Source organism: Streptomyces sp. NPDC054794 (assembly GCF_053611585.1).
In genome coordinates this window covers 218314-233408 of record NZ_JBSHAQ010000005.1, presented here as the reverse complement: position 1 = coordinate 233408, position 15095 = coordinate 218314, and the positions used below count along the sequence as shown (strand labels likewise).

Genomic DNA, 15095 nt, shown 5'->3' with positions numbered 1-15095 from the left:
ACAGGAGGATGCCTGTGCCCGCTGCCGCACTGAAGCCGAAGTCGACTCCCAAGCCGCTGCCGACCCAGTCCACCACCAAGCGTCCGGTCCGGATGGACCTGCCGTACGCGCCCATGGACAAGCGCCCGCTGCCGCCCGGACGGCCGCGCGAGTGGTATGTCACGCACAACCGCCGCCTCAAGGCCATGCGGCTGGCCATAGCCCTGCTCGACTCGGGTGTCTATGTGCCGAACCAGGCCCGCAACGAGACGATCCGCAGCACGGCGGAGATGATCGGTGTCCATCCGCCGTCGGACACGACGTGCCACATGGTGCGGGCGTTCATGCGGTATTCGCGTTGACCGGTGCGCCGGGTGCCCTGTGTTTTCTGGGCACCCGGCGTCCGTGCTTGCGTCCGGGGGCTGCTGCCCCCGGGCCCTGCTTCGGCCTGGACGGCCTCGTCCTCAATCGCCGGACGGGCTGACTTGTGCGGACCGGTGCTGAGTGGTGCTGCTATGCCGACAGTTCCTTTTCCACCGGTGTGCGGAATCTGGGCGTCACTCTCGCCTCGCCCAGCCAGGTGCGCAGGCGGGCCGCCTCCGACTCGATCGCCGCCTTCGCCTCGCGGTCCACGCCCTGCTCGTCCAGGATCCGGCAGACGATCTCGCCGTCCGCCCGCTGGGCCCACCCGCCGACGACCCGCCCGTTCCACCACACCGTCGGCCCCACGTTGCCGCTGTAGTCGAAGAGGTGGGGGCGCAGCTCGGGCGCGAGATACCAGTCCCGGTCCCGCCAGCCCATCGCCGTCGGGTCCAGCGCGGGGAGCAGGGCCGCCCAGGGCTCCACCGGCGCCGTCACCGGCTGGTCGCCGGCCACCACGTACCCGGTGCCGCCCGTGTCCAGCGACACCGCCTGCGCCGCGATCGCCGCCAGCGCCCGCCGTACCTCCGTCACCCGCCACCCGGTCCACCACTTCAGGTCGGCCTCCGTCGCCGGACCGCAGGTCGCCAGCCAGCGGCGCAGCAGCTCGGCCTGGGCCTCGGCGGCGTCCAGCTCGGGGTGGGCGGGGGCGAGCGCCCAGCGGAACTGGCTCGACGTCCAGGAGCCCAGCGGGCGGCCCCGGACCACCTTTCCCTCCACGCCCAGCACCCGCAGCAGCCGCGTCGAGACCGTGTGGACACCCTCGTAGCTCTTGCCCGCCGCATACGCGAACTGCTCCCGCAGGCGCGGTTCGTCGGCCGCCAGCTCCGTCGCCGTCGCCTGCCCGCGCCGCGCCAGCGCGGCCAGCGTCGACTCCTCGACCTCCGTCAGCCAGGCCGCGGCCGGCGCGCCGGCCTTCGCCATGTCCTTGAGCAGGCCGGCCCGCTCGCGGGCGGCCACGGTCAGGCTCGTCGACGCGTGGACCACGGCGGTGAGATCCGTGGGGAACGACCACACCGTGTGCCGCATGCCGTGCATCCGCACCAGCGCGCGGTCCTCGTACAGAGCGCGCTCGGTCCGCGCCACCGTGCCGGCCGGTTCCGCGAGCCGCGCGCCCACCGCGAGATACACCGTCGCCGGGTCCGAACCGTGCAGCGCCACCAGCGAGGCCGCGACGTCCTCGGGGGCCGCCGCCCGCGCCGAAGGGGCCAGACGGTGGCGCAGCGCCAGCCGCGCCCGCCGCTCCGCCACGCCGATGTGCCGCCGCCCGTCCTCGCCGCCCATGCGTCCTCCGCCCACGTCCGCCACGCCTTGATCCCGTCCTGACCCCATCCTGGCCGACGCCACTGACAATCGGCCCCGTCACCCGTTTCGCCGTCTGGGCATGCGGAAGAACGGCTTCAGCCCGACAGCGGGCGGGAGTCGGCGATCGTACGGCCCTCGGGCAGCTGCTTGGCCAGCCAGGACCGCGTGGCCGTCCAGCCGCTGTCCCCGAGGCCGGTCAGCAACGCGTCGGCGAACTCCCGGCAGTCGTCCGGGTGGTCCTGGAACCACAGGCCCAACTGGTGGGTGGCCTCGGGAAGTTCGAAGCGGGTGAACCGGGCGCGGGTGGCCAGCGACTCCTGGACGGCCTCCGTCACCGGCGGCGGGATGACCGCGTCCGTGCCCGGCACCGCGAGCACCGCACGCCCCTCGAAGCCGCGCAGCACGTCGAGCGCGGGGGACCGGCGCCAGCTCTCCGGCGTCCGGATGACCGCGCTGAACCGTCCGTCCCCCTCCCCGAACGGCAGGTCCCACGCCTCGGGCGCGTACACCGCGGGCGCGCACAGCCCCAGCGCCGCGACCCGTTCGCCGTAGTGCCGGGCGAGGTCCGCCACCGTCTGCCCGCTCATGCTGAACCCGACCAGGACCAGCGGCTCGGCGGCGGGCACCCGCGCGTCGATCACCGCCACGGCCTGCTCGAACCGCCGCCGCAGGCTCGACTCCCGCAGCGCGCCGGTGCTGTCGCCGTGCCCGGAGAAGTCGAAGGCCACGCCCCGGCAGCCGCGCGCGACGAACTGTGCGAGCAGCGGCCGCAGTCGCTCCTTGCTGCCCCTGCCCGCGCCGTGCAGCAGCACCACGGCGGCCCGCCCGGGACCGCCGCCGTGCAGACCGCGGAGGTGCTCACCGTCGTACGCCTGAGTGAAGGTGTCGAGCTCGCTCATGACGCCCATTCACTCACGGAAAATAGGGATGCACGGTGCGTAGCCGCGTCCCTACTCTGGAGCCACGTCGATCACACATCCAAGCGAACGGAGGACCGTCATGGGCACCATCGTCCTGTCCGGGACCGCCGTCCTGGTGATCCTGGGATTCGAGAACCACACCTGGTGGCTCGCCGCCGTCGCCGTCCTCTGCCTCTACGTGCGCTACGGGCGGGCCGGAACCCCGTCCGCGGGCGGGACGGGACAGCCGGCCGCGCCCGCCACCTACCAGGCCTACCGCGAGCGCCGTGACCGTCAGGCCAAGTGGGAGCGCCGCTACCGTCGCGAGCGCCCCTTCGAGGCCCGGCGTCAGGAGCGCGAGAAGAGCCGGTGAGGCTCGGGGGCGCCCCCGGTCACAGGCCGGGCGCGCCCCACACCGGGAACCAGCGGCTCAGGTCCTGCTCGATGCGCAGGTCGTTCGCGAGGACCGCCTTCACCTGGAGCTCCAGCGCGTTGTCGCGACGCTCGGCTCCGCCGGGCAGCGGCGCGAACGGGTAGAAGGAGCCCCGCTTGTAGAGGTAGACGAGGGCCAGGGCACGGCCTGAGTCGTCCCGGAAGGCCGCCAGCGAGCACAGCAGCTGCGGCCCGAAGCCGTTGATCTCCATCGAGCTGTTCACCGCGTGCAGGTCGTTGACCAGCTGCGGCAGCTGGCCGGGGTCGCGCCGCGACACCAGCCAGGAGTAGCCGTAGTCGTCCCGCCGGAGTTCGACCGGGGGACCGGTGCGGTCGGCGTCCGCGTCGAGGAGCGCCTGGACCTCCCGGTGGGTCTGCTCGAAGGCCGAACCCTCGACCGTGGCGAAGCACACCGCGCCGCTTCCGGTCGGCGTGAAGCCGGCCGCCGCCTGGAGCGTCACGGCCGCCGAGGGAAGCGCGAACAGCTGGTCGAGGTCGGGTGCGACGGGCTTCGTACGGCCCAGGAGGATGTCCAGGATCCCCATGCTCAGTCCGTCCTCCCTGGCTTCCCCGGCTTCGCCGCCTCACCCAGCTCGGCCGAGATCCGGCCCAGCTGCTCCAGCCGCTGCTCCAGGCTGGGGTGGGTGGAGAAGAGCCGGGACAGGCCGGGCTCGGCGCCCAGGGCCGGAGTGAAGTAGAAGGCGTTGAAGGCCTGGGCCGTGCGCAGGTCCTTCGTCGGGATCCGCGCGATGTCCCCGGTGACCTTGGTCAGCGCGGAGGCCAGCGCCGAGGGCCGCCCGGTCAGCAGCGCGGCGGCGCGGTCCGCGGCCAGCTCCCGGTACCGGGACAGCGCCCGGATCAGCAGGAAGCTGATCGCGTACACGGCCGCCGAGACGCCCATCACCGCGGCGAACACCACGGCCGTGTTCTGGTCCCTGCGCCCGCCGCCGAACAGCTGCGAGTAGAAGGCGAACCGCACGATCAGGCCCGCGATCACGCCGAGGAAGGACGCGATCGTGATCACGGCGACGTCCTTGTGCGCCACGTGCGACAGCTCGTGCGCCAGCACGCCCTCCAGCTCGCCCGGCTCCAGCCGTCGGAGCAGCCCGGTGGTCACACAGACCACGGCATGGTCGGGATTCCGCCCGGTCGCGAACGCGTTCGGCATATCCATGTCCGACACGGCGACCACCGGCTTGGGCATGTCCGCCATGGCGCACAGCCGGTCGATCACCGCGTGCAGCTCCGGATACTCCTCGCGCTCCACGACCCGCCCGCGCATCGCGAACAGGGCGATCCGGTCGGAGAACCAGAACTGCGCCACGAACATCGCGCCGATCACGACGACGACCAGTACCCAGGACTTCAGCAACACGATCAGTGCGGCGATGAAACCCACGTACAACAACCCGAGCAGGAACAGCGTGACCCCCATGCGCGTGGTCAACCGCCGATCGCTCCGGAAGCGGCTCTGCATCTTGCCTCACCTCGCAGTCAGGCACTCGTCCCGCTGTCCAGTGTGCACCTGTGCATTGTCATGAGGTGGTTCCGAACGACCCTAGGAGCTGCAAAAGGTCCCGGTACGTCGGCGCGGGTGCGCCCCGCTAGTACGACGAGCCCTAGTAGGCCCGGCGGGGCGCGTCCCGGTGGACCTAATAAGGGGAGCGCAGCTGGATGTATCCCAGAAGGACGATCACCGCGGCCACACAGCCGAGCACGATGGTCGTCGACACCCAGGACGCACGGCGGGGCCCCACCGGGTCCGGGTCGGCGCGGAAGGGCGCCGGGTCCGGCGGGTTCTCCTTCCAGCGGGCGGCGAGCATGCGCGCGCGGGCCGAGGGCTCTTTGTGCTCGGCCGAGTTCGCCCACTTGTGGTCGAACTCGTACTCCCGGTCGTCCTGTTCAGACATCCCCGTTCAACCTCTCTCGTACGACAGAGTCAGGAGGGATGATCCCCCGATTGTAGGAAGTCTGTGAAGCGTCGGCGGTTGCACAGGATGCCGGGTGGTCGACGGGCAGCTAGCATCGGATGTTGAGAGCCGTGATGCGGGCTGCGCCCCTGGATGGCGTCGTCCCAGCTCAACGGGGTCCGACAGCCCCCGTTCCGTGTCATCGGGCGGCACCACCTACGACCTCACCGCATGTTTCGCTCCGAGGTCGCGGCCATCCGTCTCGTGCCCGCAAACCGCACGAGGGGGTGGAAGGAGGTACACCATGAATGCACCGCGTGTCAGGCGTCTCGCCGCACTGTCCGCCGTCTCCGTTCTGATGGCCGGTGGCGCCGCCATCGGCGCAGCCGGTACGGCCTCGGCAGCCACCCCGAACCAGGTCTCCCAGGTCTCCACGGGGCGTGGCTGCTTCAGCTGGGGCAACTGTGGCTTCGGCTTCAACAGCGGCTTCGGTTTCAACAACGGCTTCGGCTTCAGCCCCTACGGCTTCAACAACGGCTTCGGCAGCGGCGTCGTCGTAGTCGTCGTGGGCTGACGAAGGCGGTGTGACAACCCTGAGCACGGCGGAGGGCCGCCACCGCGACAATCGCGGGGGCGGCCCTCACCGTTGCACAGGGCGCCCGACGGGCGGCCCGCTCACACGTCGAAGTACAGCTCGAACTCGTGCGGGTGCGGACGCAGCTGCAGCGGAGCGATCTCGTTCGTGCGCTTGAAGTCGATCCACGTCTCGATCAGGTCGGACGTGAAGACGTCACCGGCGAGCAGGAACTCGTGGTCGCGCTCCAGGGAGTCGAGGACGGCCGGGAGGGAGGTCGGGACCTGCGCCACGTTCGCGTGCTCCTCGGGAGCCAGCTCGTAGAGGTCCTTGTCGATCGGCTCGGCCGGCTCGATCTTGTTCTTGATGCCGTCCAGACCCGCGAGGAGCAGGGCCGAGAAGGCGAGGTACGGGTTGCCGGAGGAGTCGGGCGCGCGGAACTCGACGCGCTTGGCCTTCGGGTTGGAGCCCGTGATGGGGATGCGCATCGCGGCCGAGCGGTTGCGCTGCGAGTACACCAGGTTGATCGGCGCCTCGAAGCCCGGCACCAGACGGTGGTAGGAGTTGACCGTCGGGTTGGTGAAGGCCAGCAGCGACGGGGCGTGCTTGAGGATGCCGCCGATGTAGTAGCGGGCGGTGTCCGACAGGCCGGCGTAGCCCTGCTCGTCGTAGAAGAGCGGCTCGCCGCCGGTCCACAGCGACTGGTGGACGTGCATGCCCGAGCCGTTGTCACCGAAGATCGGCTTCGGCATGAAGGTCGCGGTCTTGCCGTTGCGCCAGGCCACGTTCTTCACGATGTACTTGAAGAGCTGGAGGTCGTCGGCGGCCGCGAGCAGCGTGTTGAACTTGTAGTTGATCTCGGCCTGGCCGGCAGTGCCCACCTCGTGGTGCTGGCGCTCGACCTTCAGGCCCTGCTTCTCCAGCTCCAGGGAGATCTCGGCGCGCAGGTCGGCGAAGTGGTCGACCGGCGGGACCGGGAAGTAGCCGCCCTTGTAGCGGACCTTGTAACCACGGTTGTTCTCCAGGGCGCCGGTGTTCCAGGCGCCGGCCTCGGAGTCGATGTGGTAGAAGGACTCGTTCGCGCCCGTCGCGAAGCGGACGGAGTCGAAGACGTAGAACTCGGCCTCGGGACCGAAGTACGCGGTGTCCGCGATACCGGTGGAGGCGAGGTAGGCCTCGGCCTTCTTCGCCACGTTGCGCGGGTCACGGGAGTACTGCTCGCCCGTGATCGGGTCGTGGATGAAGAAGTTGATGTTGAGCGTCTTGTCGCGGCGGAACGGGTCCACGCGGGCGGTGGACAGGTCCGCGCGGAGCGCCATGTCGGACTCGTGAATGGCCTGGAAGCCCCGGATCGAGGACCCGTCGAAGGCAAGCTCCTCGTCCGGGTCGAACGCGTCGACGGGCACCGTGAAGTGCTGCATCACGCCCGGCAGGTCGCAGAAACGGACGTCGACGAACTTGACGTCCTCGTCCGCGATGAACTTCTTGGCCTCGTCGGCGTTCTGGAACATCCAGCTCCTCCTACTCCCGACCGTCCTCGCCGGGGTGGTAGATCGTTCGTGCTGCCAGTGCGGTGGCACACTCAGGCCTCGACCCTAGGGACGGGTGATTTCTCGGGCGTGACCCATTTGTTTCGCAGAAGTTAACCGGCCACGGTTCCACCCTAGCCCCGGGACACCCCGCCGTCCCGTGGGCAATTGCGGGCGCAGTACCGTGGACGGGTGGACAACAGGCAAGCAATGGGATCGTGGCTCTCCGGGCCGCGCGCGGCCATGGAAGAGGCCGGTGCCGACTTCGGATACCGGGGCGAGCAGCTCGGTCTGCCGGAGGAGGGGCCGGGCTCGATCGCCCGCCCGGGACGCCGGCTCGGGGCGCTGGCCGTGGACTGGGGGCTGTGCGTCTTGATCGCATACGGCCTGATCACTGACGGCTACAGCCCGGCGACCAGCAACTGGGCGCTGCTCGTCTTCTTCGTGCTGGGCGTCCTGACCGTCGGCACGGTCGGCTTCACCCCCGGCAAGCGGCTCTTCGGCCTGCGGGTGGTCGGCGTGGACACCGGCCGTGTACAGCCGCTGCGGTCCCTGGTCCGCACGCTCCTGCTGTGTCTCGCCCTCCCGGCCCTGATCTGGGACCGCGACGGCCGCGGCCTGCACGACCGGCTGGCGCGGACCGTCGAGGTGCGGGTCTAGTCCCGCGTACGACGAAGGGGGCGCCCGGAGTGATCCGGGCGCCCCCTTCGTGTTGCTGGGGGTCAGCGGGCCTTCGGGCAGTGCCTGGCGGGCCTTCGGACAGTGCCTAGCGGGCCTTCGGCCCGCCCTTCGGCATCCGCATGCCCTTGGGCATCGGGCCCTTCGGCAGCGGCATGTTGCTCATCAGGTCGCCCATGGCGCGCAGCCGGTCGTTGGTCGTGGTCACCTGTGGCCCGGTCAGCACGCGCGGGAACTTCAGCATGGTCGTGCGCAGCTTCTTCAGCTCGACCTGGCCCTCGCCCGTGCCCACGATCACGTCGTGCACCGGCACGTCCGCGACGATCCGGTTCATCTTCTTCTTCTCGGCGGCCAGCAGGCCCTTCACCCGGTTCGGGTTGCCCTCGGCCACCAGCACGATGCCGGCCTTGCCGACCGCGCGATGCACCACGTCCTGGCTGCGGTTCATCGCCACCGCGGGCGTGGTCGTCCAGCCCCGGCCGATGTTGTCCAGCACGGCCGCCGCGGCGCCCGGCTGGCCCTCCATCTGCCCGAAGGCGGCCCGCTCGGCCCGGCGGCCGAACACGATCGCCGTCGCGAGGACGGCGAGCAGCACGCCCAGGATGCCGAGATAGATGGGGTGACCGATCAAGAAACCGATCGCGAGGAAGACACCGAGGATGCCGATGCCGACAGCCGCGAGTACAAGACCGATCTTCTTGTCGGCCCTGCGGGTCATCTTGTACGTCAGGGCGATCTGCTTCAGTCGCCCGGCATTCGCAGCGTCCGCTGCGGTTTCCTTCCCAGCCATGCCACGAAGTCTACGTGGCCCCGGGAGTGCCCACGACGGCAGTGCCCGGCGGGAAGGCGTCAGGGGCGGGAGGCGGCCTGTTCCAGGACTCGCTGCGCCTCGACCCGGTCCTTGGCGCGACGGCGATCCTCCAGGACGGACGTCCAGGCGTTGCGGCGGGCGGTGCGCTGTCCACCGCTCATGAGCAGGGACTCGACGGCGCGGAGCGCGTCGGTGAACGACGGGATGGCGGTGGCGCGAACGGGCGCGGCCTGCATGGCGGGGGTCTCCTCAGGACGGGAGTACGTGACGTGATACCAGGGTCACTGATTGGTGTTACCAGGGCGTGACCGACCGGTCAAACACCGATGACACCTTCACACGTGTCCCGGAAACGCTGACGCGGCCCTGACGTAGGCCCTCATCTGCGAGGACGGTCAGGACCGCGGCCAAACGGTTATTACTGCTCGGTAGCTCCTAGTGCGTGAATTCACACGGCCTGGGAGGCGATGTACGTGCCGCGCTTTTCGACCGCCATCCGGTACAGCCGCCCGGCACGGTACGAGGAGCGGACCAGCGGGCCGGACATCACCCCGGAGAAGCCGATCTGCTCGGCCTCCTCCTTGAGCTCCACGAACTCCTGCGGCTTGACCCAGCGCTCCACGGGGTGGTGCCGCACGCTCGGCCGCAGGTACTGGGTGATGGTGACCAGCTCGCAGCCGGCGTCGTGCAGCTGCTTGAGCGCCTCGACGACCTCCTCGCGGGTCTCGCCCATGCCGAGGATCAGGTTCGACTTGGTGACCAGGCCGTAGTCGCGGGCGGCCGTGATGACCTTCAGGGAGCGCTCGTAACGGAAGCCGGGGCGGATGCGCTTGAAGATCCGCGGCACCGTCTCGACGTTGTGCGCGAAGACCTCGGGGCGGGACGAGAAGACCTCTTCGAGCTGCTCCGGGACCGCGTTGAAGTCGGGGGCGAGGAGCTCGACCTTGGTGCGGCCGGCCTCGCGCTCGGCGGTCTGCTGGTGGATCTGGCGCACGGTCTCGGCGTACAGCCAGGCGCCGCCGTCCTCCAGGTCGTCGCGGGCGACGCCGGTGATGGTGGCGTAGTTCAGGTCCATGGTGACCACGGACTCGCCCACGCGGCGCGGCTCGTCCCGGTCCAGGGCCTCGGGCTTGCCGGTGTCGATCTGGCAGAAGTCGCAGCGCCGGGTGCACTGGTCGCCGCCGATGAGGAAGGTCGCCTCGCGGTCCTCCCAGCACTCGTAGATGTTCGGGCAGCCGGCTTCCTGGCAGACCGTGTGCAGGCCCTCGCTCTTCACGAGGTTCTGCATCTGCGTGTACTCGGGACCCATTTTCGCCCGGGTCTTGATCCACTCGGGCTTGCGCTCGATGGGGGTCTGGCTGTTGCGGACCTCCAGGCGCAGCATCTTGCGTCCGTCGGGTGAGACTGCGGACACGACCGGCTCCCTGCTGATTGCTTTGAGTAGTCTTCGATTCCTCGGCGTACACCAGCGTACGCCCGTGCTTGTTGGGCCCTGTCGGTGAGGCCGACCTGCGGGCCTCGGGGTCCATTCCCCCGTCGGGCGCCGCGCTAGGCGGTCGCCGTCGCCTTCTCGACCACGCGCGGCTTCAGTTCCGCATGTTCCAGGATGTCCGTCAGGTGCCGCTCGACCACCGGCAGGACCTCCTCGACGGTGAGGTCCCGGCCCAGCTCGCCTGCGAGCGAGGTGACGCCCGCGTCGCGGATGCCGCACGGGATGATCCGGTCGAACCAGACGTTGTCCGGGTTCACGTTGAAGGAGAAGCCGTGCATCGTGACGCCCTTGGCGACGCGGATGCCGATCGCGGCGATCTTGCGGTCCTCGCGGCGCTGGCCCGCGTTGGAGGGCGCGTACTCCGGGCCGTTCAGGCGGGGGTCGAACTCCTCGTCGGTCATCCGCGGGTCGAGGTCGAGGGAGAGTCCTCCGAGTGCCGGGCGCTGCTCGACCGGGTCGCCGAGGACCCACACGCCGCTGCGGCCCTCGACCCGGGTGGTCTCGACGCCGTACTCCGCGCAGGTGCGGATCAGCGCCTCCTCCAGGCGCCGCACGTGTGCGACCACGTCCACCGGGCGGGGCAGCTTCTGGATCGGGTAGCCGACCAGCTGGCCGGGGCCGTGCCAGGTGATCTTGCCGCCGCGGTCCACGTCGATGACCGGGGTGCCGTCGAGCGGTCGCTCGCTGTCCTCGGTGCGGCGGCCCGCCGTGTAGACCGGGGGGTGCTCCAGGAGCAGCACGGTGTCGGGAATCTCGTCGGCGAACCGCGCCGCGTGCACCCGGCGTTGCTCGTCCCACGCCTCCTGGTAGTCGACGGCCTCAGCGCCGAACCCCATGCGGACGAACCGCAACTCACTCACGGCAAGCGCCTCCCTCGGGCGATGGGTGTGTCAGGCATGTAACGCGCCCAAGCCACTGTACGTCCGCCTGCCACGCGTCAGCCCTGAGGGCAATCCTCACACGATCGGATGAATGAGTGGCGAAGCGTGCGACCGGCCGCTCACTCTCCGCTACATTCGCGCCGTTCACGAGGCCATAAGGGCTGCTCACAGGCAATCCGGGCACAACGCGCCCGAAAGGCAGGAGACCGCACCGCAGATGACGGAACGACCCGCGCAGCGCACCCCCAACCGCCAACTCGCCGCGCTCATCTCAGAAGCGGGGTTCTCCAACGCAGGTCTGGCCCGTCGCGTCGACCAGCTCGGCCTCGAACACGGGCTGGATCTCAGATACGACAAGACGTCCGTGACCCGGTGGCTGCGCGGGCAGCAGCCCCGAGGCACCACCCCCGCCCTCATCGCCGAGGTCTTCACGCGTCGGCTCGGGCGTCGGCTCAGCGCCCAGGACCTGGGCCTGGACGCCTGTGCGCCGGTGTACGCCGGGCTGGAGTTCGCCGCCACCCCCGAGGAGGCCGTCGACATCGTCAGCGGGCTGTGGCGCAAGGACTCCGGCAGCCACGCCGAGCTGCGCAAGATCGCCTTCACCCCGGCGGGCCTCGTCGTGCCCAGCCGGGACTGGCTGATCGGCCGGGCCGACGACAGGGTGGCCCGCGGCGAGCCCACTGTCCGGGTGCCCGTCCAGAGCCGCCCGGCCCCCGTCAAGCCCATTGCCCTGCCCGCCCAGGTCGCGCCCCCGGCGCGCCCGCGCGCCCAGTCCGAGCGCGGCCCCGGCCAGAAGGTCACCGGCGGCGACATCTCCGCGCTCCGCTCGGTCGGTGACCTGTTCCGCTCCCTCGACGACCAGTACGGCGGCGGCCACGCCCGCCAGGCGCTCGTGCGCTACCTGGAGCACGAGTGCGAGCCGATGCTGCGCGGCAGCTACGGCGAGCAGACCGGCCGCCGGCTGTTCGCCGCGGCCTCCGACCTGACCCGGCTGGCCGGCTGGACCTCGTACGACATCGCCGCGCACGGACTCGCCCAGCGCTACTTCGTCCAGGCGCTCCGGCTCGCCCAGGCGGCCGGCGACCGGGCCTACGGCTCCTACGTCCTGGTCACCATGAGCCGCCAGGCCGTCTACCTCGGGCACGGCCGGGAGGCCGTCCAACTGGCGCGGGTGGCGCAGCAGGGGGTCGGGACCAACGCCCCGCCCGTGGTCCAGGCGCTGCTGCACTCTGCCGAGGCCCGCGCGCACGGCGTACTGGGCGAGGTGCGGGCGTGCACCGGCGCGCTGGTGCGCGCCGAGCGCGCCCTGGAGGCGGCCCGGCCCGGGGACGAGGTGCCGTACTGGGCCCGCTTCTTCGACGAGGCGCAGCTCGCCGACGAGTTCGGGCACTGCCACCGGGACCTGCAGCAGTTCCGCGCCGCCGCCCAGCACGCCGAGCGCTCCCTGCAGCTGCGCGCCCCCGCCTTCGCCCGCAGCCGCCTGTTCTGCCGGGTCGTCCTCGCCACCGCCCGCCTCGGCCTCGGCGAACTCGACCAGGCGTGCACGCTGGCCGCCGAGGCGGCGGGGCAGGCGGCGGAGATGCGCTCGGTGCGGGCGCTCGAATACGTCAGGGACTTCGAGCGCCGGCTGGAGCCCTACAAGGACGCGGCGCCGGTCCGGGGGTACCGGGACAGGGTCGCGGCCCTCGGGTGACCGTGACCGGCGCCCGGCCGGTTCAGGCCGCCCGACGCATCGCCGGCAGCGGGTCCGCCCGGTGCAGCGGGCCCGCCGCGCCCAGGTCCGCCAGGATCGCCGAGGCGGCGCGGTGGGCCGAGTGCAGGGCGCCCTGGACGGTGCTGGTGTCGCGGTGGTCGCCGCAGACGTACAGGCCCGCCAGCAGCCGTACGGGGCGGCGCAGGTCGTGCGGCGGGCGCATCGCCGGGACGGCCTCGGCGGTGTGGTGCACGGCGAGGGTCTCCCAGCGGCGGGTGGAGGTGCCGTAGAGCCGCGCGAGGTGCATGCGGACGGCGGTGTCGACCTCGTCGGGCGGGGTGCCCAGCACGGTCGACGACACGAGCGCCCGGCCCGCGGGCGCGCGGCTCGGGTCGACGTTGCTGACGACCGCGGTGTGCGCGACCGGGCCGCCGCGGTCGGCGTCGAGCAGCAGCGAGGCGCCGGTGGACAGGTCCGCCGGCTCGTCCGTGGTGTGGTGCACCACCGTCACCGGGTGGAAGTCCGGTACGCGCAGGCCGGGCAGCAGCCCCGCGGCGGCCCGCGCGTCGGTGGCCAGCAGGACGGCACGGCAGCGGATCTCGCCGTGCTCCGTGGTGGTCACCGAGGTCGTGGAGACGGAGGCGGCGCGGACGCCGGTGTGCACGGTGCCGGGCGGCAGCGAGCGGGCGAGCAGCTCCGGCAGCACCTCGGCGCCGCCCTCCGGCACGCACAGCCGCCCGCTCGCGAAGGCGCGCAGCGCGAGATCGGCGCACCGGCTGGACGTGGTCAGCTCCGGGTCGCAGAGCAGGGCGGCGAGCAGCGGGCGCAGGAACGCGTCGATGGTCCGGGCGGGTACCCCGCGGGCGCCGAGGGCTTGGACGGCGGGCAGTTCGGGGCGGGCCAGCATGCGTTCGACGGGCGTACCGGCGGTGCGGGAGAGCAGCGCGCGCAGCCGGGCCTGGTCGACGGCGCCGCCCACCGGCGGGCCGGTACGTACCGGCGACACGGCCGAGCCCCGGGGAGCGCTCGCGAGGGCGCGCACGGCATGGAGTGCGCCCCTCGCGCTCCCACCGGGCGCCGGAGTGCCCGCCCGGTGCCGCCGTCCGTCGTGGTGCAGCAGCACGCCCGGCGCGAAGGAGCGCAGGACGAGGGCGTCGAGGCCCGGTGTCAGGCGCAGCTCGGGATACGACGTGGACAGGAGCTGTCCGATCCGATCGAGCCGGAAGCCGTCGACCTTCTCCGTCGACATGCGGCCGCCCACGTAGGGGGCGGCCTCCAGGACTGCGGTCGTCACTCCTGCGCTGGTCAGCCGATGGGCCGCAGAGAGGCCGGCGATCCCGGCTCCTACGACGACGACGTCCGCCTGGTACGCGGGCTCAAGCACGTGGCCCCTCCTCAGGGTTGCGCGGCCGGTGGAGACGTCATGCCCCCAACTGGCTCCAGGGATACCCGAGTTCGCGTCGAGGTTAGGTGCGTGACCGGTCAAGAACAGTCGCGCATGGACAGAGCACGGTCGCACGACGGTCGCATACGGTCACGCGTACGGTGACCGCCCTCCGTGGCACCGCGCGCGTCCGCGCCCGCTAGGTCAGCGCCGCGCGGATCGCGTCCTCCGCGGTCGGGAAGGCGAACGTGAACCCCGACTCCAACAGGCGTGTGGGCAGCACCCGTTGGCTGCCGAGGACGTCGCCGGCCATCTCGCCCAGGACCGTACGCAGCACCGGCGCCGGGACGGAGAAGAGCGTCGGGCGGTTCAGCACGCGGCCCATCGCCTCGGTGATCTCACGGTTCGTCAGGGGCTGCGGGGCGGTCACGTTGAACGGCCCGGACAGGCCGTCGGTCTCCAGGAGATGGCGGATCGCCGCCACCTCGTCGTGCAGCGCGACGTACGACCAGTACTGCCGTCCGTCCCCCAGCCGTCCGCCGAGCCCGGCCCTGAACAGCGGGAACAAGCGGCCCCAGGCCCCGCCCTGCCGGGCCACCACCAGCCCGGTGCGGACGAACACCGTCCGCACGCCCGCCTCCTGCACCGGCGCCGCGGCCTCCTCCCACTCCACGCACACGGAAGGCAGGAAACCGTCCCCGGGCGGTGTCTCCTCGTCCACGGCACGGTCCCCGGTGTCGCCGTAGATGCCGATCGCGCTGCCGTTCACGAAGACGCGCGGCGGCTCCTCCAGGGCGGCGACGGCCTCCGCCAGCGCCGCCGTGCCGAGCACCCGACTGTCCCTGATCTGCTTCTTGTACGCGTCCGTCCACCGCCGGTCGCCCACCCCGGCCCCCGCCAGGTTGACCACGGCGTCGCAGCCGACGAGCCCGGCGGCGTCCACGTACTGCCCCTCGGGGTCCCAGCAGACCTCGTCCGGGCCGTGCTGTCCATGCCGGACCAGACGCACCACCTCGTGCCCGTCCGCGGCCAGGGACCGCACCAGAGCACTGCCGATGAGACCGGACGCGCCGGCCACCGCGATTCGCGAACGTTCCATACGTCCATC

Annotated in this window: 16 protein-coding genes and 1 pseudogene; 5 read left to right on the top strand and 12 right to left on the bottom strand. The window is 71.5% G+C overall.

Annotated features, from left to right (window positions below):
• Positions 1–14: 14 nt before the first annotated feature.
• The gene (locus tag ACWGKT_RS07475; protein WP_235456383.1) at positions 15–341 is read left to right on the top strand and encodes a hypothetical protein; all 327 of its coding nucleotides are present in this window, start codon (positions 15–17) and stop codon (positions 339–341) included.
• Between the two features lie 151 nt (positions 342–492).
• Here the strand turns inward: ACWGKT_RS07475 and ACWGKT_RS07470 are convergent, their stop codons facing one another.
• Complete coding sequence (locus tag ACWGKT_RS07470) at positions 493–1683, bottom strand: winged helix DNA-binding domain-containing protein (RefSeq protein WP_453272893.1); 1191 nt, start codon at positions 1681–1683, stop codon at positions 493–495.
• 119 nt (positions 1684–1802) lie between these two features.
• Positions 1803–2612: pseudogene (locus tag ACWGKT_RS07465) on the bottom strand (alpha/beta hydrolase); the annotation flags it as partial.
• Between the two features lie 91 nt (positions 2613–2703).
• Here ACWGKT_RS07465 and ACWGKT_RS07460 point away from each other — a divergent pair.
• Positions 2704–2976, top strand: coding sequence for a hypothetical protein (locus ACWGKT_RS07460; protein ID WP_453272850.1), 273 nt, complete (start codon positions 2704–2706; stop codon positions 2974–2976).
• Between the two features lie 19 nt (positions 2977–2995).
• On the opposite strand, the gene pspAB is transcribed toward ACWGKT_RS07460, so the two are convergent.
• The 3 genes from pspAB to ACWGKT_RS07445 form a co-directional block, all read right to left on the bottom strand.
• A complete protein-coding gene (gene pspAB / locus ACWGKT_RS07455; protein WP_453272849.1) occupies positions 2996–3580 on the bottom strand; it encodes a PspA-associated protein PspAB in 585 nt (194 codons plus the stop codon).
• 2 nt (positions 3581–3582) lie between these two features.
• On the bottom strand, positions 3583–4512 hold the full coding sequence (gene htpX / locus ACWGKT_RS07450; RefSeq protein ID WP_453272848.1) for a zinc metalloprotease HtpX: 930 nt from the start codon (positions 4510–4512) through the stop codon (positions 3583–3585).
• 175 nt (positions 4513–4687) lie between these two features.
• On the bottom strand, positions 4688–4945 hold the full coding sequence (locus ACWGKT_RS07445; protein ID WP_356141809.1) for an SCO2583/SCO2584 N-terminal domain-containing protein: 258 nt from the start codon (positions 4943–4945) through the stop codon (positions 4688–4690).
• A 304-nt stretch (positions 4946–5249) separates the two neighbouring features.
• On the opposite strand from ACWGKT_RS07445, the gene ACWGKT_RS07440 reads away from it, so the two are divergent.
• Complete coding sequence (locus tag ACWGKT_RS07440) at positions 5250–5519, top strand: hypothetical protein (RefSeq protein ID WP_356141811.1); 270 nt, start codon at positions 5250–5252, stop codon at positions 5517–5519.
• Positions 5520–5620: 101 nt separating this feature from the next.
• Here ACWGKT_RS07440 and glnA read toward each other — a convergent pair whose 3' ends face one another.
• Positions 5621–7030 (bottom strand): type I glutamate--ammonia ligase, encoded by a 1410-nt coding sequence (gene glnA, locus ACWGKT_RS07435; protein WP_453272847.1) that lies wholly within the window; start codon positions 7028–7030, stop codon positions 5621–5623.
• A 210-nt stretch (positions 7031–7240) separates the two neighbouring features.
• Between glnA and ACWGKT_RS07430 the strand changes: the two genes are divergently transcribed.
• Positions 7241–7708, top strand: a complete 468-nt coding sequence (locus ACWGKT_RS07430; protein WP_356141815.1) for an RDD family protein — start codon at positions 7241–7243, stop codon at positions 7706–7708.
• Positions 7709–7814: 106 nt separating this feature from the next.
• Here ACWGKT_RS07430 and ACWGKT_RS07425 read toward each other — a convergent pair whose 3' ends face one another.
• The 4 genes from ACWGKT_RS07425 to lipB all read right to left on the bottom strand — a co-directional run bounded on the left by ACWGKT_RS07425 (position 7815) and on the right by lipB (position 10889).
• Complete coding sequence (locus ACWGKT_RS07425; RefSeq protein ID WP_356141817.1) at positions 7815–8516, bottom strand: DUF4191 domain-containing protein; 702 nt, start codon at positions 8514–8516, stop codon at positions 7815–7817.
• Positions 8517–8575: 59 nt separating this feature from the next.
• Positions 8576–8773, bottom strand: coding sequence for an SCO2195 family GlnR-regulated protein (locus ACWGKT_RS07420; RefSeq protein ID WP_356141819.1), 198 nt, complete (start codon positions 8771–8773; stop codon positions 8576–8578).
• A gap of 212 nt (positions 8774–8985) precedes the next feature.
• On the bottom strand, positions 8986–9951 hold the full coding sequence (gene lipA / locus ACWGKT_RS07415) for a lipoyl synthase (protein WP_235456395.1): 966 nt from the start codon (positions 9949–9951) through the stop codon (positions 8986–8988).
• Between the two features lie 134 nt (positions 9952–10085).
• Positions 10086–10889: a lipoyl(octanoyl) transferase LipB gene (gene lipB / locus ACWGKT_RS07410; protein ID WP_453272846.1), complete on the bottom strand. Its 804-nt coding sequence runs from the start codon at positions 10887–10889 to the stop codon at positions 10086–10088.
• A gap of 238 nt (positions 10890–11127) precedes the next feature.
• Here lipB and ACWGKT_RS07405 point away from each other — a divergent pair, with 238 nt between their 5' ends.
• Positions 11128–12603 (top strand): regulator, encoded by a 1476-nt coding sequence (locus ACWGKT_RS07405; RefSeq protein WP_356141823.1) that lies wholly within the window; start codon positions 11128–11130, stop codon positions 12601–12603.
• Between the two features lie 22 nt (positions 12604–12625).
• On the opposite strand, the gene ACWGKT_RS07400 is transcribed toward ACWGKT_RS07405, so the two are convergent.
• Positions 12626–13987 (bottom strand): NAD(P)/FAD-dependent oxidoreductase, encoded by a 1362-nt coding sequence (locus ACWGKT_RS07400; protein WP_453272845.1) that lies wholly within the window; start codon positions 13985–13987, stop codon positions 12626–12628.
• 199 nt (positions 13988–14186) lie between these two features.
• Entirely contained in the window at positions 14187–15086 is a 900-nt protein-coding gene (locus tag ACWGKT_RS07395; RefSeq protein WP_453272844.1) for a TIGR01777 family oxidoreductase, read from the bottom strand.
• Positions 15087–15095: the final 9 nt, after the last annotated feature.